This window comes from Enterobacter sp. N5-15 (assembly GCF_057221635.1).
Window position 1 is genome coordinate 1,826,049 of the sequence record NZ_CM170150.1, and the last position, 20,234, is coordinate 1,846,282.

The window sequence follows — 20,234 nt, forward strand, 5'->3', positions numbered from 1 at the left end:
CGCCACTACCTTATTGCCATAAACGAACGAGCAATTGTTGTAAAACGAAACCAGGATGTAATGGGTAACAGTCTGTATCAGGAGGTTTTTCGGAAAAGGTGGAGGTTGCGAGGTGAGTATTCAGACAATAGCACCCTGATTTATCTGAATTTTTCGGAAAAATGATTACCAAAGCTTACTGTTTCAGTCATTTACGCTTAACGGATTCGCTTATATACTCGTGGGTCTGCTATCAGCAAACAGACGGATTTCATGTATCAACCTGTCGCACTCTTCATAGGCTTACGTTACATGCGTGGGCGCGCCGCGGACCGCTTCGGTCGCTTTGTCTCCTGGCTTTCGACTATTGGCATTACGCTTGGCGTGATGGCACTGGTGACGGTGCTTTCCGTCATGAATGGCTTCGAACGCGAGCTGCAAAACAACATCCTGGGGCTGATGCCGCAGGCCGTTCTCTCATCATCCAACGGTTCGGTTAACCCGCAACAGCTGCCGGAAAGCGCGGCGAAGTTACAGGGCGTCACGCGCGTTGCGCCGTTGACGACCGGCGACGTGGTGCTGCAAAGCGCCCGCAGCGTGGCGGTCGGCGTGATGCTGGGTATTGACCCGGCGCAAAACGATCCGCTGACGCCGTATCTGGTTAACGTGAAGCAGACCGATCTGGAAGCCGGAAAATACAACGTGATTCTGGGTGAGCAGCTTGCCGGCCAGCTTGGCGTCAACCGTGGCGACCAGCTGCGCGTGATGGTGCCTTCTGCCAGCCAGTTTACGCCGATGGGGCGCCTGCCAAGCCAGCGCCTGTTCAACGTGATTGGTACCTTTGCCGCCAACAGCGAAGTCGATGGCTACCAGATGCTGGTTAACATTCAGGATGCATCACGCCTGATGCGCTACCCGGCAGGGAACATCACCGGCTGGCGCCTGTGGCTCGATGCGCCGCTGAAGGTCGATACCCTCAGCCAGCAAAAACTGCCGGACGGCACCAAATGGCAGGACTGGCGCGAGCGCAAAGGCGAATTGTTCCAGGCCGTGCGGATGGAAAAAAACATGATGGGGCTGCTGCTGAGCCTGATCGTGGCCGTGGCCGCATTCAACATCATTACCTCGCTGGGCCTGATGGTGATGGAGAAGCAGGGCGAAGTCGCCATTCTGCAAACCCAGGGGCTCACGCCGCGCCAGATCATGGCGGTGTTTATGGTGCAGGGGGCCAGTGCCGGTATCATCGGCGCGCTGCTCGGTGCCGTGCTGGGGGCATTGCTTGCCAGCCAGCTTAATAACTTAATGCCGATCATCGGCGCGCTGCTTGACGGCGCGGCGCTGCCGGTGGCTATCGAGCCGCTGCAGGTGGTCGGTATTGCGCTGGTCGCGATGGCCATTGCGCTGCTTTCTACGCTTTATCCTTCCTGGCGCGCCGCCGCCACTCAACCCGCTGAGGCTTTACGTTATGAATAAGATCCTGTTGCAATGCGACAACCTGTCCAAACGCTATCAGGAAGGCACTGTGCAAACCGACGTGCTGCACAATGTGAGCTTTAGCGTGGGTGAAGGCGAGATGATGGCGATTGTCGGCAGCTCCGGCTCGGGCAAAAGTACGCTGCTGCATCTGCTGGGCGGGCTGGATACGCCAACCGAAGGCGACGTGATTTTCTCCGGCCAGCCGATGAGCAAAATGTCCTCCGCGGCGAAGGCCGAGCTGCGCAACCGCGAGCTGGGCTTTATCTACCAGTTCCACCACCTGCTGCCGGATTTCACGGCGCTGGAAAACGTGGCGATGCCGCTGCTGATTGGCAAAAAGAAACCGGCAGAAATTAACGCTCGCGCCAGCGACATGCTGAAAGCGGTAGGGCTGGGCCATCGCGGTAACCATCGTCCCTCTGAGCTTTCCGGCGGCGAGCGCCAGCGCGTGGCGATTGCCCGTGCGCTGGTCAACAACCCGCGTCTGGTGCTGGCAGATGAGCCTACCGGCAACCTGGATGCCCGCAATGCGGACAGTATTTTCCAGCTTCTGGGCGAGCTGAACGCCTCGCAGGGCACCGCGTTTTTGGTCGTGACCCACGATCTGCAGCTGGCAAAACGCATGGGGCGTCAGCTTGAGATGCGCGACGGCCATCTGAACGCGGAACTGACCCTGATGGGAGCAGAGTAATGGCGTCACCATTATCGTTACTCATCGGTTTACGTTTTAGCCGCGGCCGCCGTCGCGGCGGCATGGTGTCGCTGATCTCCGTCATCTCGACCATCGGTATTGCGCTGGGCGTGGCGGTGCTGATTGTGGGCTTAAGCGCCATGAACGGCTTTGAACGCGAGCTGAATAACCGCATTCTGGCGGTGGTGCCGCACGGGGAGATCGAGCCGGTTAACCAGCCGTGGACGAACTGGAGCGATGCGCTCAACAAAGTTGAAAAAGTGCCGGGCATTGCCGCGGCCGCGCCCTACATCAACTTTACCGGGCTGGTGGAGAGCGGGGTAAACCTGCGCGCCATTCAGGTGAAAGGGGTCAACCCCGTCCAGGAAGCGCGTCTCAGCGCGCTGCCAAACTATGTGCAGAACGGCGCGTGGGCCAACTTTAAGGCCGGCGAGCAGCAGATCATCATGGGTAAAGGCGTTGCCGATGCCCTGAAGGTGAAGCAGGGCGACTGGGTGTCAATCATGATCCCGAACGCCAGCGCCGACCACAAGCTGCAGCAGCCTAAGCGCGTGCGCCTGCACGTCACCGGTATTCTTCAGCTGAGCGGTCAGCTCGATCACAGCTTCGCCATGGTGCCGATGGAAGATGCGCGCCAGTATCTCGATATGGGCGACAGCGTGACGGGTATTGCCATTAAGGTGAACGACGTCTTTAACGCCAACAGGCTGGTCCGCGACGCGGGCAGCGTGACCAATAACTATGTCTACATCAAAAGCTGGATCGGCACCTACGGGTATATGTACCGTGATATCCAGATGATCCGCGCCATCATGTATCTGGCGATGGTGCTGGTGATTGGTGTGGCGTGCTTTAATATCGTCTCGACGCTGGTGATGGCGGTCAAGGACAAGAGCGGCGACATCGCCGTGCTGCGTACGCTGGGGGCGAAAGACGGTCTTATTCGCGCCATCTTCGTCTGGTACGGTTTGCTGGCAGGGCTGTTTGGCAGCCTGTGCGGCGTGGTGATTGGCGTGGTGGTTTCCCTGCAGCTGACCCCCATCATCAACGGGATCGAAAAGCTTATCGGCCACCAGTTCCTGTCGGGTGATATCTATTTTATTGACTTCCTGCCGTCTGAACTGCACTGGCTGGATGTTTTTTATGTGCTGGTTACAGCACTTTTACTGAGTCTGCTGGCAAGCTGGTATCCGGCACGTCGCGCAAGCCGAATTGATCCGGCGAGGGTATTAAGTGGCCAGTAATTACGTCATGGTGTAGCGGTCCTGAGGCCGCTATGTCAGAAAGAGGAATGCGTTTATGTATTATGGATTTGATATTGGCGGCACCAAGATTGCGCTCGGCGTGTTTGATAAAGACCTCAAGCTGCAGTGGGAAACCCGCGTTCCCACGCCGCGCGAAAGCTACGACGAATTTTTAACCGCGATTGCCGCGCTGGTGGCGCAGGCCGATGAACGCTTTGGCGTGAAAGGCAGCGTCGGCATCGGCATTCCCGGGATGCCCGAAACCGACGACGGCACGCTGTATGCCGCCAACGTGCCTGCCGCCAGCGGTAAACCTCTCCGCGCCGATCTCTCTGCCCTCCTTGAACGCGACGTGCGTTTAGACAACGATGCCAACTGCTTTGCGCTCTCCGAAGCCTGGGATGATGAATTCCGCCACTATCCGCTGGTGATGGGGCTGATCCTCGGTACCGGCGTCGGCGGGGGGATTGTCATCAACGGTAAGCCCATTACCGGGCGCAGCTACATCACCGGAGAGTTTGGCCATATCCGTCTGCCGGTGGACGCGCTGGAGGTGGTGGGGCGTGATTTTCCGTTGACCCGCTGCGGCTGCGGCCAGCACGGCTGTATTGAGAACTACCTCTCAGGGCGCGGATTTGCATGGCTTTACGAACACTTCTATCATCAGAAACTTGAGGCCCCTCAAATCATTACCCTGTGGGAGCAAGGGGATGCGCAGGCGAGTGAGCACGTCGAGCGCTATCTGGATCTGCTGGCGGTGTGTCTGGGAAATATTCTCACCATCGTCGACCCGGATCTGCTGGTGATCGGGGGAGGGCTTTCAAACTTTACCGCGATTACGGAACGGTTGTCCGGGCGTTTGCCCCGACATTTATTGCCGGTTGCCCGCGTGCCGCGTATTGAACGCGCGCGACACGGGGACGCAGGAGGCATGCGCGGAGCCGCATTCCTTCATCTCACCGATTAGTTTACGAGGTTTCTATGCTGTCGCGTCGCCAGGGTCGACTCAGCCGTTTTCGCAAAAACAAACGCCGCTTGCGTGAGCGCTTGCGCCAGCGGATCTTTTTCAGAGACAGAATGATGCCAGAAGCGATGGATAAACCCAGAGTGGTGGTGCTGACCGGGGCGGGGATCTCCGCCGAGTCAGGAATTCGAACCTTCCGCGCGGCGGACGGGCTGTGGGAAGAGCACCGCGTGGAGGATGTGGCCACGCCGGAAGGCTTTGCCCGCGACCCGGATCTCGTGCAGGCGTTTTACAACGCCCGCCGTCGTCAGCTTCAGCAGCCTGAAGTTGCGCCGAATGCGGCGCATCTGGCGCTGGCAAAGCTGGAAGAGGAGCTCGGCGATCGTTTTCTGCTGGTAACGCAGAATATCGACAACCTGCACGAGCGGGCCGGTAACAAGAACATCATCCACATGCACGGCGAGCTGCTCAAGGTTCGCTGCGCCTGGAGCGGCCAGGTGCTGGACTGGAAAGAAGACGTGCTGCCAGAGGATAAGTGCCACTGCTGCCAGTTCCCGTCGCGCCTGCGTCCGCACGTGGTCTGGTTCGGCGAAATGCCGCTGGGAATGGATGAGATCTACAGCGCCCTGGCGATGGCAGACGTGTTTATTGCCATCGGCACATCCGGTCATGTTTACCCGGCGGCGGGGTTTGTCCACGAAGCGCGACTGCACGGTGCGCATACGGTTGAACTGAACCTTGAGCCAAGCCAGGTGGGCAGCGAGTTTGAAGAGAAACACTACGGTCTGGCAAGCACGGTCGTCCCGGAGTTTGTCGACAAGCTGCTGAAAGGGCTGTAGCGGTAAGAAAGAAAACGGGCACCCGTCAAGCGGGTGCCCGTTTAGTTATGAATGGAAGAACGCCAGCGTCTTCTCCAGCGATTTAGCCTGCTCATCCAGCGAGAGTGCTGCCGCGGAGATCTGCTGAACCAGAGAGGCGTTCTGCTGGGTTGTACTGTCCATCTGGTTAACGGCAGTGCTCACCTGGCTAATCCCCCGATTTTGCTCGTCCAGCGCCTGAACAATATCGTTGATGACCAGATGCACATGCGATACCGCTTCAATCACCTGTTTCATCATCACCCCGGTTTCATTGACCAGCTCAACGCCTTTGCTTACGCGGCCTGAGGACTCGGCAATCAGCTGAGAGATCTCTTTTGCCGCGTTGGCGCTTCGCTGGGCAAGATTGCGCACTTCCCCTGCGACTACCGCGAAGCCGCGCCCCTGTTCGCCAGCCCGTGCCGCTTCAACGGTAGCATTCAGCGCCAGGATATTGGTCTGGAAGGCGATGCCATCGACAATGCTGTTAATCTCACCGATCTTACGCGCGCTCTCATCAATCTCCCCAATCACCACGACCACGTCGTTTACCAGCGTTTCGCCATGCCCGGCGAGGCTCGCGGCGCGATCGGTCAGCGTGGTCGCCTTATGGGCGTTGTCGGCGTTATTTTTCACCGTGACCGAAATCTCTTCCATGCTGGCTGCCGTTTCAACAATTGCAGCCGCCTGTTCTTCGGTTCGCGAGGCGAGGTCAAGGTTGCCCGCCGAAATTTCGCTGGTGCCGCCGTGCACGGAATGGCTGGCTTCGCTGATATTGTCGACGATGCGCTTGAGCTGCATCTGCATGGTGTGTAGGGCATAAAAAATGCTGTGGGTATCCCCGGAACGCACCGGGATGGTGTTGTTCAGATCCCCCCGGGCAACGGCCAGGGCGATCCCGGCGGCTTCCGAAGGTTCACCCCCCACCGGACGGTCTACTTTGCGGGTAAAGATCTGCGCCATCACCAGGCTAACCGCCACGATGCTTAACACCATCAGGACGATGGCTTTCAGTAAAAATGCGCGCGCTTCGGCCATCACTTCGCTGACCGGGGTGATAATGGCGAGTTTCCACGGCGTCTGGCTATTACCGACGGCGATGTCCTGCCAGGTGATAAACACGTCCTCCTTCAGCAGCGGATCGTTTACCCGGGTGACGTCATGACCGGCAATCTGACCGGCGTAAGGCTTGCCTGCCGCGCGCTTGTCCGGGCTGGATACCACGTTATTACCCGCGGAGAGGAGCAGGGCGTAGCCTGTGCCGTTCCACGGTTTAATCGCGCCAATCGTGGATTGCAGCGTGGCGAGGGAGAAGTCAGAGGTGACCGATCCCAGAAACTGACCGTCGCGCATGATGGGGGCGGCAATCGAGGTGAGCATCACGTCCACGCCGTTGTAGGGATAAATATAGGGCTCGATGATCACATCTTTATGCCGTTGTTTCGGCAGCAGATAGTAATCACCGCTGCCGGGGGTTTCGATGTCCGTCAGCAGGTGTAATGCCGGTTTGCCGGTGGCGTCCCGGTCAACGTAGCGGGCGTAGCGCCCGGCAGGATCTTCACCGCTCTGACCGGCCCAGGCGGCATCTTTATCGTCGAACGCGTTGGGCTCAAACGCCATCGACATAGAGAGAAACTGTGGATGAGCCGACAGATAGTGGATGAGCAGCTGGTTCAGGCTTTGGCGATCGGATACGCCCGCCTCGCGCAGCGCCAGGGCGCTGTTGCCCATGTCCCGGGCGGCAGTCAGGGCAGAATCAAGCTGTTTGCTGACCTGCAACGATTGCACCTCGGCAATCTGGCGGATATGTTTTTTGGCCAGAACCTCCTGCTGCGCCATCCACTGCCACATCATAAACCCGATCGTTGCCGTAAAGCCCACCGTAACGGTGAGGAAAATGGACAATAGCATCAACGTCTTGACTCTTATTTTTTGTCTTCGGACCATGGCGTCTTTCATTCTCTTCTCCCGTAATATTGTGCATGTCGGGCAGGCACATATTACTTATCGGATATTTTTTCCTCTTTCTGTAGATCGCCAGGTATATTTAATTTAAATCCTGAACATATAAATCCCGTTAATTAGTGTGGATGCTTTTATTTTGTGCATTCAATCAAAATAGTGCTCGATAATGCTCGTTATCGTCGTGTAGAAAGAGGATGCTAATAAATAATAAAGTTGTAGAGGAGGATGGGATATGTACGGATTTATTGCGCGACAACCCATTTTTAACCCTGAAATGAATACGGTGGCCTATGAGCTGCTCTTCAGAGATGGGATGACAAACCGTTTTCCGGACGTGTCGGCGGAATATGCCACCTCCAGAATGATATCTGATCAGTTTTTATGCGTGCCGTCCCAGCGCATCGCCGGGGCGCATACGTCGTTTATTAATTTCCCGTCGAGAATGGTCATTGACCGCAGCGGAGAAGCGCTGGATAAAGAGAGCGTGGTCATTGAGATCCTGGAAGATGCTGTGCCAGGGGCTGAACTGCTGCAGGCCGTCAGGGAGATGAATGCGCACGGCTATCAGTTTGCGCTTGACGATTTCACCCTTGCACCTGAATGGGATGCTTTTTTACCCTATATTTCTATACTGAAATTCGACGTCAGGAATTATTCCTTAGCGCAAATTAAAGCGTATCTGAAAGAGCGTAAACATCTGACCGGGCATATTAAATATCTCGCTGAAAAAATTGAGACTAAAGAGGAATTCAACCAATACAGGGAAGAGGGATTCTCGCTGTTTCAGGGCTATTTTTTCTGCCGTCCGGAGGTCATTAAATATAAACGGCTATCGCAAAATCAGCTGGCGATTTTTCGGCTGCAAATGGAGGTTGGGCGCAATAAGCCTGATTTCCGGATCGTCGAGTCGTTGATTAAAACCGACCTCACGCTGTCCTATAAGATCATGCGCTACATGAAGCACACCGCATTTAAACATATCGGGGCCTGTAATTTCAGTAAGTTAACCCTGAGTGAAGTGCTCAGATACCTCGGGGAAAACCAGTTGAGGCGGTTTGTTGCGGTCGTGGTCCTCGCCAGTGCGGGCAATGACACCGTCAGCGAGCTTTACCCGTTGAGTATGATGCGCGGCAAGTTCTGTGAGCTGATAGCTGAGACGATGAAAGAACCGGCGCTGGCTGAAAATGCCTTCATGTGTGGCCTGTTTTCTCTGCTCGATACCCTCCTTGAGCTGCCGATGGCCGAGTTGATGAAGCAAATTGCGGTGCCGCAGAGCGTGAGCAATGCGCTGTGCCACCAGGAGGGACGGTTAGCCGATATGGTGAGCCTTTGCCGTTACTATGAGCAGCAGCAGTGGGACGAGGCGACCAGAGTTCGCCAGGCGCTGGGTCTGTCGGATGAGGAGGTGGTTGAGGCGATGAGAAAGGCGACGGTCTGGGCCGGGGAGAATGCGGTCAGTTAATCCTTCCTCACGCCGTACGGGCGGCGCGAGGAAGAACGCGATACCGTTTATCGGCCCGCTTTTAATTTCTGATAATACTCTTCGTAGAGGCGGCTGGCGTCACCGACATCGTTCTGCCATTCACCCTTGCTGATGGTTTCGGCATCCGGATAGAGCGATTTATCGTTAGCTACCTCAGGCTTCAGCAGCTTGCGTGCCGCGAGGTTTGGCGTCGGGTAGCCAATCGTCTCGGCAACCTGTTTCGCCACGTCAGGGCGCAGCAGGAAGTTAATCAGCTTAAGCGCGCCATCCACGTTTTTCGCGTTGGCCGGAATCGACAGACTATCCATCCAGAAGATCCCACCTTCTTTCGGCCAGACCACCTCAAGCGGCGTACCGGCCTGGCGGGCCACGTACGCGGAGCCGTTCCACACCATCCCCAGATTAACCTCGCCTTCCATATACGGGTTAGCCGGGTTATCAGAGTTGAACGCCGCCACGTTAGGCATCAGCTTTTTCAGTTCGTTATACGCGGCTTCGATCTCTTTAGGATCCGTCGTATTGCCCGAGTAGCCCAGCTTGCGCAGCGCCACCTGGAACACTTCACGCGCGTCGTCGGTTAACAGCAGGCTCCCTTTGTAGTCCGGTTTCCACAGATCGGCCCAGCTCGTCACCGTTTTCGGATCGACGGCCTCGCTGTTCACGCCAATCGCGGTCGCACCCCAGATATACGGAACGGAGTAGTCGTTATTCGGGTCGAACGGCTTGTTGAGCATCTCCGGATTGAGGTTTGAGAAATTAGTTAGCTTTGTTTTATCGATCTTCTGAATCATGCCCTCTTTGCGCATTTTGTCGACAAAGTAGGTGGAGGGAACGACCAGATCGTACGCGCCGTCTTTGTAGGTTTTCAGCTTGGCGTACATGGTTTCATTCGACTCGTAGGTCGAGTAGATCACCTTGATGCCCGTCTCCTTCGTGAACTGTTCCAGCAGGCCCGGCGGCACGTATTCGGTCCAGTTGTAGAAGTAGAGCGTTTTACCGTCATCAGCGTGCGCGGCACCCATGCCAAGCACCAGCGCCGCAGCGGCGAGCATTTTTTTCATTTCATTGTCCCCTGAGATTTTGTTTTATCACGAGCAATAACCTGGCTGGCGATCACCAGAACCAGCGACAGTACCAGCAGAATGGTCGCCAGCGCATTCACCTCCGGTGAGACGCCGACTTTCACCATTGAATAGATCTTCAACGGCAGAATTTCATAGCTCGGACCGGTGACGAAGGAGGACACGACCACGTCATCCATCGACAGGGTGAAGCTAAGCAGCCATCCGGCCGCCACGGCAGGCATCGCCAGCGGCAGGATGATTTTACGCAGGATGGTCATCTCGCTGGCGCCCAGATCCTTCGCCGCCTCCAGCATGCGCACGTCGAACCCTTTCAGACGCGCGAAGACGGTCACCACCACAAACGGCAGGCAGAAGGTGATATGGGAAAACAGCAGCGACCAGAAGCCAAGCTGTACGCCCAGCAGCATAAACAGCACCAGCAGCGAAATGGCCATCACGATGTCCGGTGACATCATCACCACAAACAGCATGCCGCTGACGAACGGTTTGCCGCGAAAGCGATAGCGGTACAGCGCTACGGCGGTGAGCGAGCCAATCAGCGTCGCGAAGGTGGCGGAGAAAATCGCCATCGTCAGCGAGTGCTGAGCGGCCTGCAGCAGGCTGTCGTTGTTCATCAGCAGGCTGTACCAGCTGGTCGTAAACCCTTGCCAGTTAATCCCGAACCGCGAGCTGTTAAACGAGTTCACGATCAAAATAACGATCGGGATATAGAGATAGGCATAGATGGCGGTCATAAAACCGCCGCGAAGCAGTCGACCGATCATTCGAGTTCCACCTTTTTGTTCAGCAGGCGTGAGGCGCGCCAGTAGACCAGCAGCATCAGGCCCATTACCACCGTCAGCGTAATGCTGGTGGCCGAGCCGAACGGCCAGTCGCGGATGTTGAGGAACTGGCTCTTGATGACGTTACCGATCAGCAGGTTTTTCGCGCCGCCCATCAGATCCGACACATAGAACAAGCCCATCGCCGGGAGCATCACCAGCAGACAGCCCGCGATAATGCCGGGCATCGTCAGCGGAATAATGATGCGAAGAAAGGTCTGCAGCCTGTTGGCACCCAGATCTTTTGCCGCTTCCAGCAGCGGTTTATCCAGCTTCTCAATGCTGGAGTAGAGCGGCATCACCATAAACGGCAGCAGGATGTAGACCAGGCCGATAATGACCGCGCTCGGGGTAAACATGATGCGGATCGGCGTATCAATCACCCCCAGCCACAGCAGAAACTCATTGAGATAGCCCTTTGTGCTGAGGAAGATCTTCAGGCCATAAATACGGATGAGCGAGTTCGTCCAGAAGGGAACGATCAGTAAAAACAGCAGCAGAGGCCGCACCTTTTGCGGCAGGCCCGCGAGGAACCATGCGAAGGGATAACCCAGCACCAGACAGGCAAGGGTGGCAATCAGCGCCATATTGAGCGAGTGCAGCAGCACGTCAAAATAGAGCGGATCGAGCAGGCGCGCGTAGTTGTCCAGCGTAAAGACCAGCGAAACGAAGCTAGCGTCGTCGCGGGTCAGGAAGCTGGTGGCAACGATCATCAGGTTGGGTAAAAAGACAAACAGCACAAGCCAACCGACGATCGTGGCGATCACCACATTCTGGAATTTACTTGTGTTCTTCATCAGCCAGCACAACCTCCCAGCTTTCTACCCAGTTGATAACCATTTTCTGGTCGAGAGAGTGGTCGAAGTCAGGGTCGTCTTCGTTAAAGAATTCGCTGACCATCACCATTTTTCCGTTCTCCAGCTCGACAACGGACTCCAGCGTCATCCCTTTGTAGTTGCGCTCGCGGATATAGCCGATTAACCCTTCGGCCTCGGTATTGCCGTGAATTTCATCGACGCGCAGATCTTCCGGGCGCAGCAGAACGTTGAGCTTTTGTCCCTTTTCGACGGGGAAAGTCACCGTGATGTTGCACTCGCGTCCTTCGACGCTGGCGCGCACGCGCTGGTCGTCCAGACGCTCAATCACCGTGGCGTCGAAGATATTGATCTCGCCAATGAAGCTGGCAACAAACAGATTCTTCGGCTCTTCGTAGATTTCGCGCGGCGTGCCGTCCTGCTCGATTTTGCCGTCGCGCATCACCACGATGCGGTCAGACATGGTCAGGGCCTCTTCCTGATCGTGGGTGACGAAGACAAAGGTAATGCCGAGCTTGCGCTGCAGGGCTTTGAGCTCGTTCTGCATCTGCTTGCGCAGCTTGTAATCCAGCGCCGAGAGGGATTCATCCAACAGGAGCAGGCGAGGCTTGTTGACGACGGCGCGGGCGATGGCAACGCGCTGCTGCTGGCCGCCGGAAAGCTGATGGGGTTTACGCTGGGCAAACGTCTCAAGCTGCACCATGCGCAGGGCGTCGGTGACGCGCGGTTCGATCTCGCTCGCCGGGGTTTTTTGCATCCGCAGACCAAACGCCACGTTTTCAAACACGGTCATGTGCGGGAACAGGGCATAGCTCTGAAAGACGGTATTGACGTGGCGATCTTCGGCGGGAACCCGGGTGATGTCCTGGTTCTCAAGATGGATATGGCCGTTATCGACGCTTTCCAGCCCGGCGATAAGGCGCAGTACGGTTGTTTTGCCGCAGCCAGAGGGGCCAAGCAGCGTCAGAAACTCACCGTCATTGATGGTGAGCGTGAGGTCGGAAATGACATCTTTGCCATCAAAGCTTTTACGAATTCGTTCCAGTTGCACCAGCGGTGAACGTGAACGGGATTGTGTATTCAATTTTTGCGCTGTCCCATATAGACGCCTCAGGCAGCAGACTGAAGCGGGGTTTGTGTGTAACCACCTTGGTGACTCGTAATGAGGGCGGACATTCTACGGCAATCCCCCGCAATCGCCAATCCTTGTCACTGATTCATAAGCTACATTTATTAACGCATAACGATATAAACGGAAAATATTCTCGTTTGCGGGATAAAAGTGACCTGACGCAATATTTGCGTTTTGATGCTTATTGATAATGTTGTCACAAAAAGTGAGGGTGACTGCATGGATAAATTACTTGAGCGTTTTTTACAGTACGTTTCGCTGGATACCCAATCTAAGCCGGGTGTTCGCCAGGTGCCGAGCACCGAAGGCCAGTGGAAGTTGTTAAACCTGCTCAAAGAGCAGCTTGACGCCATGGGGCTGGTCAACGTCACGTTAAGCGAGAAAGGCACTGTGATGGGAACGCTGCCGGCGAATGTTCAGGGTGATATTCCGGCGATTGGCTTTATCTCCCATGTCGACACCTCTCCGGATTTTAGCGGTAAACATGTGAACCCGCAGATTGTGGAAAACTACCGCGGCGGCGACATTGCGCTGGGTATTGGCGACGAAGTGCTCTCGCCCGTGATGTTCCCGGTGCTGCACCAGCTGCTGGGCCAGACGCTGATCACCACCGACGGCAAAACGCTGCTGGGGGCGGATGACAAGGCGGGCATTGCGGAGATCATGACCGCGCTGGCGGTGCTGAAAGAGAAAAATATCCCGCATGGGGATATCCGCGTGGCCTTTACGCCGGACGAAGAGGTCGGCAAGGGCGCGAAGCACTTCGACGTGGAGGCCTTTAACGCGCAGTGGGCCTATACCGTTGACGGCGGCGGCGTCGGTGAACTGGAGTATGAAAACTTCAACGCCGCGTCCGTCACGATCAAAATTGTCGGCAACAACGTTCACCCCGGTTCGGCGAAAGGCGTCATGGTGAACGCGCTGTCGCTGGCGTCACGCATTCATGCGGAAGTCCCGGCGGAAGAGAGCCCTGAACAGACCGACGGGTATGAAGGGTTCTATCATCTGACCAGCATCAAAGGCACCGTGGACAGCGCGCAGATGCACTACATCATCCGCGATTTCGACCGCAAAGCCTTTGAGGCGCGCAAGCGTAAGATGATGGAGATCGCCAAGAAGGTCGGTAAAGGATTACACCCTGATTGCTATATTGAGCTGATCATAGAAGACAGCTATTACAACATGCGCGAGAAGGTGATGGCGCATCCGCACATTCTCGATATCGCCCAGCAGGCGATGCGCGACTGTGATATTGAACCGCAGCTTAAGCCGATCCGCGGCGGCACCGACGGTTCTCAGCTGTCGTTTATGGGGCTGCCGTGCCCGAACCTGTTTACCGGTGGCTATAACTATCATGGCAAGCATGAGTTTGTGACGCTGGAAGGGATGGAAAAAGCGGTGAAGGTGATTGTGCGGATAGCGGAGTTGACCGCGAAGCGGTAGCCGCTTTAAGCCGGGTGGCGGCTGCGCCTTACGCGGCCTACGTTCGGATTGTAGGCCCGGTAAGCGAAGCGCCACCGGGCAGAAAGGCAAGGAATGCCCATGTCAAATTATCGTCGCCACTACGTCCCGGGTGGAACCTGGTTCTTCACCGTCAATCTGCAAAACCGCCAGAGCGATTTGCTTACCCGTCATATCGACAGCCTGCGTGCTGCCACCTCAACGGTTAAACATGCAAAGCCATTTACTATCAACGCATGGGTAATCCTTCCTGAACATATGCACTGTATCTGGACCTTACTGGAAGGCGACAGTGACTTTTCGGCACGCTGGCGCGACATCAAAAAGACATTTAGCCGCAACATCGAAATGCGCCATATCTGGCAGCCACGCTTCTGGGAGCACACCGTCCGTAACGAAGAGGACTACCGGCGGCATATGGATTACGTCTACATCAATCCGCTGAAGCATGGCTACGTCAGCAAAGTCAGCGACTGGCCGTATTCAACGTTTCATCGGGACGTACGTGAAGGGTTATATCCAGAGGATTGGGCGGGAGAGATCGAGGATTTTGCAGCGGGGGAGCGGAGATAAAAACGCCCGGTGGCGCTACGCTTACCGGGCCTACAGGATCGCACTTTTGTAGGCCGGGTAAGGCGAAGCCGCCACCCGGCAAATATCACGACTCAGTCCTCAAAGAACCAGTACCCGCTGTTGACCAGCGCGGCCAGCATCGCGAGGAAGGACGGGTCTTCCAGCGCATCGCCAAAGGTGTCGGCAGTCAGCACCAGATGGCTGGCAATGGCTTCCAGCGCCGGACGGTGCGGAGAGTCCAGCTTCTCGCCGTTGACGAACACCTCCTCACCAATGCGCAGCACGCGCAATCCGCCCAGACGAGTCAGCTTATCGCCCTGCTGAAGCGCATCGTAAATCTCGTCAGCCTGATAAGGCGGCTCCGGCGGCGCAACGTCCAGCTCGTGACGAGACTGGCTGATAAACTCACCAAACCACTGTTTGAAGTGCTCCGGCTCGTTAATCAGATCCAGCATCATGCCGCGCAGCTTATCGAGCTCTTCTGGCAGAATATCCGCAGGATGCTCGCGTGCAGGCACATCAGGGTCGCTGTAACGATAGCTGCCCAGCTCGCGTTGCAGAACGTAGTCGGCAAATCCGCTGATCATCTCGCGGCCGCTTGGCGCGCGGAACCCGACGGAGTAGTTGAGTGAGTTTTCCAGGGAATAGCCCTCGTGAGGGAATCCCGGTGGAATGTAGAGAATGTCACCCGGCTCCAGCTCTTCATCGATAATTCCTTCAAACGGGTCAACCTGGAGCAGATCCGGATGCGGGCAGTGCTGCTTCATTGGCACTTTTTCGCCCACGCGCCAGCGGCGGCGGCCCGTACCCTGAATGATAAACACGTCGTACTGGTCCAGGTGCGGACCCACGCCGCCGCCAGGTACGGAGAAGGAGATCATCAGATCGTCCATGCGCCAGTCGGGCAGGGCGCGGAACGGACGCATTAAGGCGGCAGTTGGCTCGTGCCAGTGGTTGACCGCCTGCACCAGCAGCGACCAGTTGTTTTCACCGAGGTGATCGTAGCTTTCGAAAGGACCGTGGCTAACCTGCCATTTCCCGTCCTGGTGGCTGACCAGACGGCTGTCGACTTCGTTTTCCATGGCCAGACCGGCCAGTTCGTCAGGCGAGATGGGGTCGACAAAATTGCTGAACCCGCGCTTCAGAACCACCGGGCGTTTCTGCCAGTAACGTTCAATAAACTCGGGCCAGTTAAGTGTTAAGTGATAATCCATAATTTTTTTATTCCGCAGGCTCTTACTGACTCGGATTATAACGGAAGCTCAGCCCCCCGGCTGCGAGATCCTCGCATTTTTCACATAACGGGTTAACTATCGTTCGATGTGGGCTGCTGGCGACCAAAAATGACCTCCATTCTGGCCCCGCCCAGCAGGCTTTCGCTGGTTTCGATTTTTCCGTCGTACTGATCGACAATCTCGCGCGCGACGGCTAATCCTACGCCCTGGCCTGGACGTAGCGTATCGGCACGCTGGCCGCGATCGAACACCACGTCACGCTTATTGCGCGGGATCCCCGGGCCATCATCCTCAACGATAACATGCAGCTCGGTTTCCGTCTGGCGCGTAGACACTTCCACGAACTCCAGGCAGTATTTGCAGGCGTTATCCAGCAGGTTACCCATCACTTCCATGAAGTCATTTTTTTCACCCACAAAGCTTATCTCTGGCGAGATATCGAGGCTGATGTTCACCCCTTTACGCTGATACACCTTGTTGAGGGCGGACGTGAGGTTATCCAGAAGCGGGGCGACCGGGTGCAGCTCGCGGCTCAGCAGGGCGCTGCCGGAACGCATGCTGGCGCGATGCAGGTAATAGCCAATTTGCTGTGAAATACGGCTGATCTGTTCCAGCATCACCGGCTCGGCGTCATCGACGCTCAGCTTCGAACTGCGCATTGAACGCAGGGTACTTTGCATCACGGCCAGCGGGGTTTTCAGACTGTGGGTCAGGTCGGTAAGGGTGGTACGGTATTTATCGTAGCGTTCGCGTTCACTTTTCAGCAGGCGGTTGAGGTTACGCACCAGGCTGGTGAGCTCACGGGTCGTTTCCGGGTTCAGCTTTTCGCGATGATGTTCTTCCAGTTCACGAACCTCTTTCGCCAGTGATTCAATGGGGCGCAAGCTCCACCACGCCGCTACCCACAGCAGCGGGATCACCAGCAGGAGATTCGCAGCCAGAACGTAGATGAACCAGCTCCAGACCATATACGAACGCTTCAGCTCGACCGGGATGGTGTCGATCACCACGATGGTCAGCTGCGGCATGTTCAGCGTCGCCGGGTAGAGGTTAATCGCGACGGAGTGCGTCATCTCCGTTTCGGCATTGTCGGCGCGGATCTCGTTCAGCTTTTGCTGCAGGGAGCGATCTTCACGGATCAGCGAGCTGGTGGTGTTGAGATCGGCTTCAATTTCATGAAACCCGTTGGTTTTGAGCCAGTCCGGACGAATGCTTTTGACCAGCCAGGGGATGTCACGCTGCGCCCAAAGCAATTTCCCTTTTTCGTTATAAATCAGGGCCAGCGTTGGGCTCTGCTGGTTGAGGTTTTCCGGCATTTCGACGGTGATTCGGTTGTTTTCCCACTTCGCCAGGGTATAAAACAGATTGCTTTCGCCACGCAACAGCCGAAAGGTGGTTTTATCAAAGCTGACGCTGTAGCCCACCAGGGCCACCATGCCGTAGGAGAGCGACAGCACCAGCACGACGGCGGCTGTTGCCAGTAAGAAACGAACCCGCAGCGAGAGGGGCAGGATGTGGCGTAAAATCCGTTTCATTTAGCGTAATTCGAACAGGTAGCCCTGGCCACGGACGGTGGTAATCACATCCTGCGGATACTGCGCCTGAATTTTCTTACGCAAACGTCCCATCAGCACGTCAATGGTATGGCTCTCGCGCAGTTCAGCATCAGGATAGAGCTGGAGCATTAAGGAATCTTTGCTCACCACTTTGCCATTGTTACGGATCAGCGTTTCCATAATGGTGTATTCGAAGGCGGTGAGCTTGATCACTTCGTCATTGATCGCTAATTCCCGGCGGGAGAGATCGACCTGGAAAGGCGGGATGGAAATAACCTGTGAAGCCAGCCCGCTGTTGCGGCGTAACAGCGCCTGCATGCGCGCCGCCACCTCTTCAATATGGAATGGCTTGGTGACGTAATCATCCGCACCCGCGCTGAGCACTTCAACCTTATCCTGCCAGCCTTCACGGGCGGTCAGAACCAGAACCGGCAGGGAGACATCGTGGCTGCGCCAGCGGCGAATTAATGACAGACCGTCTTCGTCAGGCAACCCTAAATCGACAATGGCGATATCCGGCAGGTGTTCATTGAGATAATAATCGGCTTCTTTTGCATCTTCAGCATCGTCCACCTGATGTCCCATCTCCTGAAGCTGTACCTTCAGGTGATGGCGTAGCAATGCGTTATCCTCAACAACCAGTACGCGCATCATCTCTTCTCCCTAAATAATTGGTATGAATAGTTTAACGCTGATTATGTAGTTTGAAACCAGCGTCATGAAATTAAATGACTTTTTTAATACTCCCAATACCTTGGGGGCGTCCTGGGGGCACAGCTGTCGGCATCTGGTTGTTCAGCATGTTGACCTGGTCCTGGTTCATATCGCCGATCCACTTTGAATAAACCTCATACACCATGCGCGCATCCTCATGGCCCATCTGGCTGGCGATAAAGGAAGGGTTAGCACCGGCCATAAGCGTCCAGCAGGCGTATGTGTGTCGGGACTGATATGGATTTCTCTCACGTATTCCCGAAAGTTTAGTGCCCCGTTTCCATCCATAAGAAATCGAGTTTTTGGAAAAAAAGCTCTCATTCACTGACGATTTCTTTTCCGGGGAAAACACAAACCGCAGATTTTGTGGCTCGGTTTTGCCGATTTCACGGTGATGGAAAATGATCTGCTGTCTTGGGTTATTGCCTGTGATTTCGAACTGCTCCAGCAGCGCATCATGTGCAGGCTTAAGCAGGGTGATCGTTCGTATACCAGCATCAGTTTTCGGCGGCACAAACACCCGCTTGTTCGTCAGGCTTCTTGATACGTGAATTTCACCTTTTCTCAGATCGATATCCTCCCACGCCAGAGCACAAATCTCGCCGGGCCTCATTCCCGTGTGGACGGCTACAATGATGATCAAAGCCAGTTTTCGGGGAAGGGCGGCAATCAGTGCCTGGTACTCATGAAGTAGAAGCGGATCGGGGTCTGCCTTAGATAGCTTCAGCCGGGACACGCCCTCATAAGGAGCGTGTAATATAAACTGACTTCGATTAGCAAGCTTCAGCATTTCTGATAAAACCGCCATCTGTTTATTGACTGTTGAGGGCGCGCGTCCCTTTTTAACCAGGTTAGGCATTGAATGGTTTAATACGCTGCCGGTCAGCAGTTCTTTGCGGTAATTCAGGATATCGGCGTGCTGAATATCAGCCAGTGGAGTATTTTCTCCCACAACATGTTTCAGTGTGTTAACTGCGGATGTGAGTGAATGAAGGGTAGCCCCCGACACCTCCAGAGCCTTTGTATCAATGAAAAAATCGCTCAGCTCATTAAATGTCGTGATCCGCTTTGTTGATGAAAACTTTTTCAGAGCCTTCGATTCAGGGAAGCGCGCAGCGTAGTCGAACTTGCCGAACTGGATCTCACTCACGATGACTGCGCGAAGGTTTCCCGCCTTCTTGATGTTACTGCTGTTAACCACCCAGCCACGGAGAACTTCGCGGCATCGAATGCCGCGATAGGTAAACGTGATTCTGATTTTTCCGTTATGAAGTTCAACGCCGGTTGGAAAGTTCATCATGCTTCCTGAATAAATCTATTGATCAGCGGAAAGTTGTACCAGACCAAAGCGCGTTTGCTTTCTCCACCGGGTACCGCGGGTACTCGCTTAAAATGAACCCCTTCAATCCAGCTTCCGAGGCGATAAGCTTTTATTTGCCTGTCATCCAGCCCCGTTTTCTCAGTTAGCCTTCCCGCCACCATCCACTCTTCATCGAAAATGATTTGCGCCATGCTTAACTCCATGACGCCGCCACGAGCACAATACCGTAGCGGCAGATAGTATATTGATTGTCAAAAATCACCGACCAAGGCCAGGGAGACAAATAAGATGCCTGGCACCGATCATTGCCGTTGCCACGTAACTACGGGGGCGGTTAACAACCTCAACCGTAATTTTTCTCCCTTTGAACTTGATGGTGTAAAAAGTCTGTTTGTCGCTGCGACCATGCTCGCCATATTTATCAAAATGGCATTTGAGCGCGGCGGCACATGCTGGCCCGCCGATGCTGTCTCCCTTGCTACGGTTAATCAGACGCACAGGAGCCTTCTTGATGGTTGATCACGCCGGGGCAAGCCCGGCGGCCATAGCCGGTAATTCCTCATACTGATTGCAATATGCCGGGTTGGAACATAAGCCCTGCAGCGCTGCAATGGTCAGCTGTTGCAGGTAGATCACAGAAGAAAGCGGAGCGTTTGTTTCAGGTGCTGGTTCGGGCTCTGCTTTCGGCTTTGCAGTAACTGCCAGCGGATCGAGCACGAAAGATTTTGGTGGTTCCGGTCGTCGGTATTCCACGATCGCATCAAGAGCGATTTTCCGACGAACGCTAATTTCATCGGACCAGCTATCCAGCATGGTGGTGGCCACGTTGTGGATCTCCTCGTCGGTGAAATCAGGAGACAAG

20 protein-coding genes are annotated in these 20,234 nt (G+C 55.5%); 8 read left to right on the forward strand and 12 right to left on the reverse strand.

Features of this window, described 5'->3' with window-relative positions:
* The first annotated feature begins 252 nt into the window (after positions 1-252).
* Genes lolC through cobB form a run of 5 tightly spaced genes read left to right on the forward strand, consistent with a single transcriptional unit; the run spans position 253 to position 5,193 of the window.
* The gene (gene lolC, locus AC2TE5_RS08610) at positions 253-1,452 is read left to right on the forward strand and encodes a lipoprotein-releasing ABC transporter permease subunit LolC (RefSeq protein WP_213328242.1); all 1,200 of its coding nucleotides are present in this window, start codon (positions 253-255) and stop codon (positions 1,450-1,452) included.
* Positions 1,445-2,146 carry a lipoprotein-releasing ABC transporter ATP-binding protein LolD gene (lolD, locus tag AC2TE5_RS08615; protein ID WP_010429765.1) on the forward strand — a complete coding sequence of 234 codons (702 nt, stop codon included), beginning with the start codon at positions 1,445-1,447 and terminating at the stop codon, positions 2,144-2,146. The genes lolC and lolD overlap by 8 nt, the downstream gene beginning before the upstream one ends.
* Positions 2,146-3,390, forward strand: a complete 1,245-nt coding sequence (gene lolE / locus AC2TE5_RS08620; protein ID WP_193939993.1) for a lipoprotein-releasing ABC transporter permease subunit LolE — start codon at positions 2,146-2,148, stop codon at positions 3,388-3,390. Before lolD ends, lolE begins: the two co-directional genes overlap by 1 nt.
* Positions 3,391-3,445: 55 nt before the next feature.
* Positions 3,446-4,357, forward strand: a complete 912-nt coding sequence (gene nagK, locus AC2TE5_RS08625; protein ID WP_484613031.1) for an N-acetylglucosamine kinase — start codon at positions 3,446-3,448, stop codon at positions 4,355-4,357.
* Positions 4,358-4,371: 14 nt separating this feature from the next.
* On the forward strand, positions 4,372-5,193 hold the full coding sequence (cobB, locus tag AC2TE5_RS08630; RefSeq protein ID WP_121425907.1) for a Sir2 family NAD+-dependent deacetylase: 822 nt from the start codon (positions 4,372-4,374) through the stop codon (positions 5,191-5,193).
* 45 nt (positions 5,194-5,238) lie between these two features.
* On the opposite strand, the gene AC2TE5_RS08635 is transcribed toward cobB, so the two are convergent.
* Positions 5,239-7,170, reverse strand: coding sequence for a methyl-accepting chemotaxis protein (locus AC2TE5_RS08635; RefSeq protein WP_484613032.1), 1,932 nt, complete (start codon positions 7,168-7,170; stop codon positions 5,239-5,241).
* Between the two features lie 238 nt (positions 7,171-7,408).
* Here AC2TE5_RS08635 and AC2TE5_RS08640 point away from each other — a divergent pair, with 238 nt between their 5' ends.
* Positions 7,409-8,638, forward strand: coding sequence for an EAL and HDOD domain-containing protein (locus AC2TE5_RS08640; protein ID WP_213328239.1), 1,230 nt, complete (start codon positions 7,409-7,411; stop codon positions 8,636-8,638).
* A gap of 47 nt (positions 8,639-8,685) precedes the next feature.
* Here the strand turns inward: AC2TE5_RS08640 and potD are convergent, their stop codons facing one another.
* Genes potD through potA form a run of 4 tightly spaced genes read right to left on the reverse strand, consistent with a single transcriptional unit; the run spans position 8,686 to position 12,494 of the window.
* A complete protein-coding gene (gene potD / locus AC2TE5_RS08645; RefSeq protein ID WP_484613033.1) occupies positions 8,686-9,720 on the reverse strand; it encodes a spermidine/putrescine ABC transporter substrate-binding protein PotD in 1,035 nt (344 codons plus the stop codon).
* Complete coding sequence (potC, locus tag AC2TE5_RS08650) at positions 9,717-10,508, reverse strand: spermidine/putrescine ABC transporter permease PotC (protein WP_484613034.1); 792 nt, start codon at positions 10,506-10,508, stop codon at positions 9,717-9,719. The genes potD and potC overlap by 4 nt, the downstream gene beginning before the upstream one ends.
* Positions 10,505-11,362 carry a spermidine/putrescine ABC transporter permease PotB gene (gene potB, locus AC2TE5_RS08655; RefSeq protein WP_213328236.1) on the reverse strand — a complete coding sequence of 286 codons (858 nt, stop codon included), beginning with the start codon at positions 11,360-11,362 and terminating at the stop codon, positions 10,505-10,507. The genes potC and potB overlap by 4 nt, the downstream gene beginning before the upstream one ends.
* Positions 11,346-12,494 (reverse strand): spermidine/putrescine ABC transporter ATP-binding protein PotA, encoded by a 1,149-nt coding sequence (potA, locus tag AC2TE5_RS08660; RefSeq protein WP_201283091.1) that lies wholly within the window; start codon positions 12,492-12,494, stop codon positions 11,346-11,348. Before potA ends, potB begins: the two co-directional genes overlap by 17 nt.
* A 237-nt stretch (positions 12,495-12,731) precedes the next feature.
* On the opposite strand from potA, the gene pepT reads away from it, so the two are divergent.
* Both pepT and AC2TE5_RS08670 read left to right on the forward strand, forming a co-directional pair.
* Complete coding sequence (gene pepT, locus AC2TE5_RS08665) at positions 12,732-13,955, forward strand: peptidase T (RefSeq protein WP_121425914.1); 1,224 nt, start codon at positions 12,732-12,734, stop codon at positions 13,953-13,955.
* A 99-nt stretch (positions 13,956-14,054) separates the two neighbouring features.
* Positions 14,055-14,546, forward strand: coding sequence for an REP-associated tyrosine transposase (locus AC2TE5_RS08670; protein ID WP_484613035.1), 492 nt, complete (start codon positions 14,055-14,057; stop codon positions 14,544-14,546).
* Between the two features lie 92 nt (positions 14,547-14,638).
* Here the strand turns inward: AC2TE5_RS08670 and AC2TE5_RS08675 are convergent, their stop codons facing one another.
* The 7 genes from AC2TE5_RS08675 to AC2TE5_RS08705 all read right to left on the reverse strand — a co-directional run bounded on the left by AC2TE5_RS08675 (position 14,639) and on the right by AC2TE5_RS08705 (position 20,233).
* Positions 14,639-15,760: a ribosomal protein uL16 3-hydroxylase gene (locus AC2TE5_RS08675; RefSeq protein ID WP_023311180.1), complete on the reverse strand. Its 1,122-nt coding sequence runs from the start codon at positions 15,758-15,760 to the stop codon at positions 14,639-14,641.
* A gap of 92 nt (positions 15,761-15,852) precedes the next feature.
* Positions 15,853-17,316 carry a two-component system sensor histidine kinase PhoQ gene (phoQ, locus tag AC2TE5_RS08680; protein ID WP_484613036.1) on the reverse strand — a complete coding sequence of 488 codons (1,464 nt, stop codon included), beginning with the start codon at positions 17,314-17,316 and terminating at the stop codon, positions 15,853-15,855.
* The gene (phoP, locus tag AC2TE5_RS08685; protein WP_028019015.1) at positions 17,317-17,988 is read right to left on the reverse strand and encodes a two-component system response regulator PhoP; all 672 of its coding nucleotides are present in this window, start codon (positions 17,986-17,988) and stop codon (positions 17,317-17,319) included. It abuts the gene before it with no gap.
* Between the two features lie 73 nt (positions 17,989-18,061).
* The gene (locus AC2TE5_RS08690; RefSeq protein WP_484613322.1) at positions 18,062-19,348 is read right to left on the reverse strand and encodes an Arm DNA-binding domain-containing protein; all 1,287 of its coding nucleotides are present in this window, start codon (positions 19,346-19,348) and stop codon (positions 18,062-18,064) included.
* Positions 19,348-19,563 carry an excisionase family protein gene (gene xisR, locus AC2TE5_RS08695; protein ID WP_023343778.1) on the reverse strand — a complete coding sequence of 72 codons (216 nt, stop codon included), beginning with the start codon at positions 19,561-19,563 and terminating at the stop codon, positions 19,348-19,350. The genes AC2TE5_RS08690 and xisR overlap by 1 nt, the downstream gene beginning before the upstream one ends.
* Positions 19,564-19,630: 67 nt before the next feature.
* Entirely contained in the window at positions 19,631-19,870 is a 240-nt protein-coding gene (locus AC2TE5_RS08700; RefSeq protein WP_484613037.1) for a DUF4060 family protein, read from the reverse strand.
* A gap of 21 nt (positions 19,871-19,891) precedes the next feature.
* Positions 19,892-20,233 (reverse strand): hypothetical protein, encoded by a 342-nt coding sequence (locus tag AC2TE5_RS08705; RefSeq protein ID WP_484613038.1) that lies wholly within the window; start codon positions 20,231-20,233, stop codon positions 19,892-19,894.
* Position 20,234 lies beyond the last annotated feature (1 nt).

Bases quoted from the DNA above. Each gene is read 5' to 3' on its own strand.
- lolC (WP_213328242.1), top strand. From the start codon at position 253: ATGTATCAACCTGTCGCACTCTTCATAGGCTTACGTTACATGCGTGGG.
- lolD (WP_010429765.1), top strand. From the start codon at position 1,445: ATGAATAAGATCCTGTTGCAATGCGACAACCTGTCCAAACGCTATCAG.
- lolE (WP_193939993.1), top strand. From the start codon at position 2,146: ATGGCGTCACCATTATCGTTACTCATCGGTTTACGTTTTAGCCGCGGC.
- nagK (WP_484613031.1), top strand. From the start codon at position 3,446: ATGTATTATGGATTTGATATTGGCGGCACCAAGATTGCGCTCGGCGTG.
- cobB (WP_121425907.1), top strand. From the start codon at position 4,372: ATGCTGTCGCGTCGCCAGGGTCGACTCAGCCGTTTTCGCAAAAACAAA.
- AC2TE5_RS08635 (WP_484613032.1), bottom strand. From the start codon at position 7,170: ATGAAAGACGCCATGGTCCGAAGACAAAAAATAAGAGTCAAGACGTTG.
- AC2TE5_RS08640 (WP_213328239.1), top strand. From the start codon at position 7,409: ATGTACGGATTTATTGCGCGACAACCCATTTTTAACCCTGAAATGAAT.
- potD (WP_484613033.1), bottom strand. From the start codon at position 9,720: ATGAAAAAAATGCTCGCCGCTGCGGCGCTGGTGCTTGGCATGGGTGCC.
- potC (WP_484613034.1), bottom strand. From the start codon at position 10,508: ATGATCGGTCGACTGCTTCGCGGCGGTTTTATGACCGCCATCTATGCC.
- potB (WP_213328236.1), bottom strand. From the start codon at position 11,362: ATGAAGAACACAAGTAAATTCCAGAATGTGGTGATCGCCACGATCGTC.
- pepT (WP_121425914.1), top strand. From the start codon at position 12,732: ATGGATAAATTACTTGAGCGTTTTTTACAGTACGTTTCGCTGGATACC.
- AC2TE5_RS08670 (WP_484613035.1), top strand. From the start codon at position 14,055: ATGTCAAATTATCGTCGCCACTACGTCCCGGGTGGAACCTGGTTCTTC.
- AC2TE5_RS08675 (WP_023311180.1), bottom strand. From the start codon at position 15,760: ATGGATTATCACTTAACACTTAACTGGCCCGAGTTTATTGAACGTTAC.
- phoQ (WP_484613036.1), bottom strand. From the start codon at position 17,316: ATGAAACGGATTTTACGCCACATCCTGCCCCTCTCGCTGCGGGTTCGT.
- phoP (WP_028019015.1), bottom strand. From the start codon at position 17,988: ATGCGCGTACTGGTTGTTGAGGATAACGCATTGCTACGCCATCACCTG.
- AC2TE5_RS08690 (WP_484613322.1), bottom strand. From the start codon at position 19,348: ATGAACTTTCCAACCGGCGTTGAACTTCATAACGGAAAAATCAGAATC.
- xisR (WP_023343778.1), bottom strand. From the start codon at position 19,563: ATGGCGCAAATCATTTTCGATGAAGAGTGGATGGTGGCGGGAAGGCTA.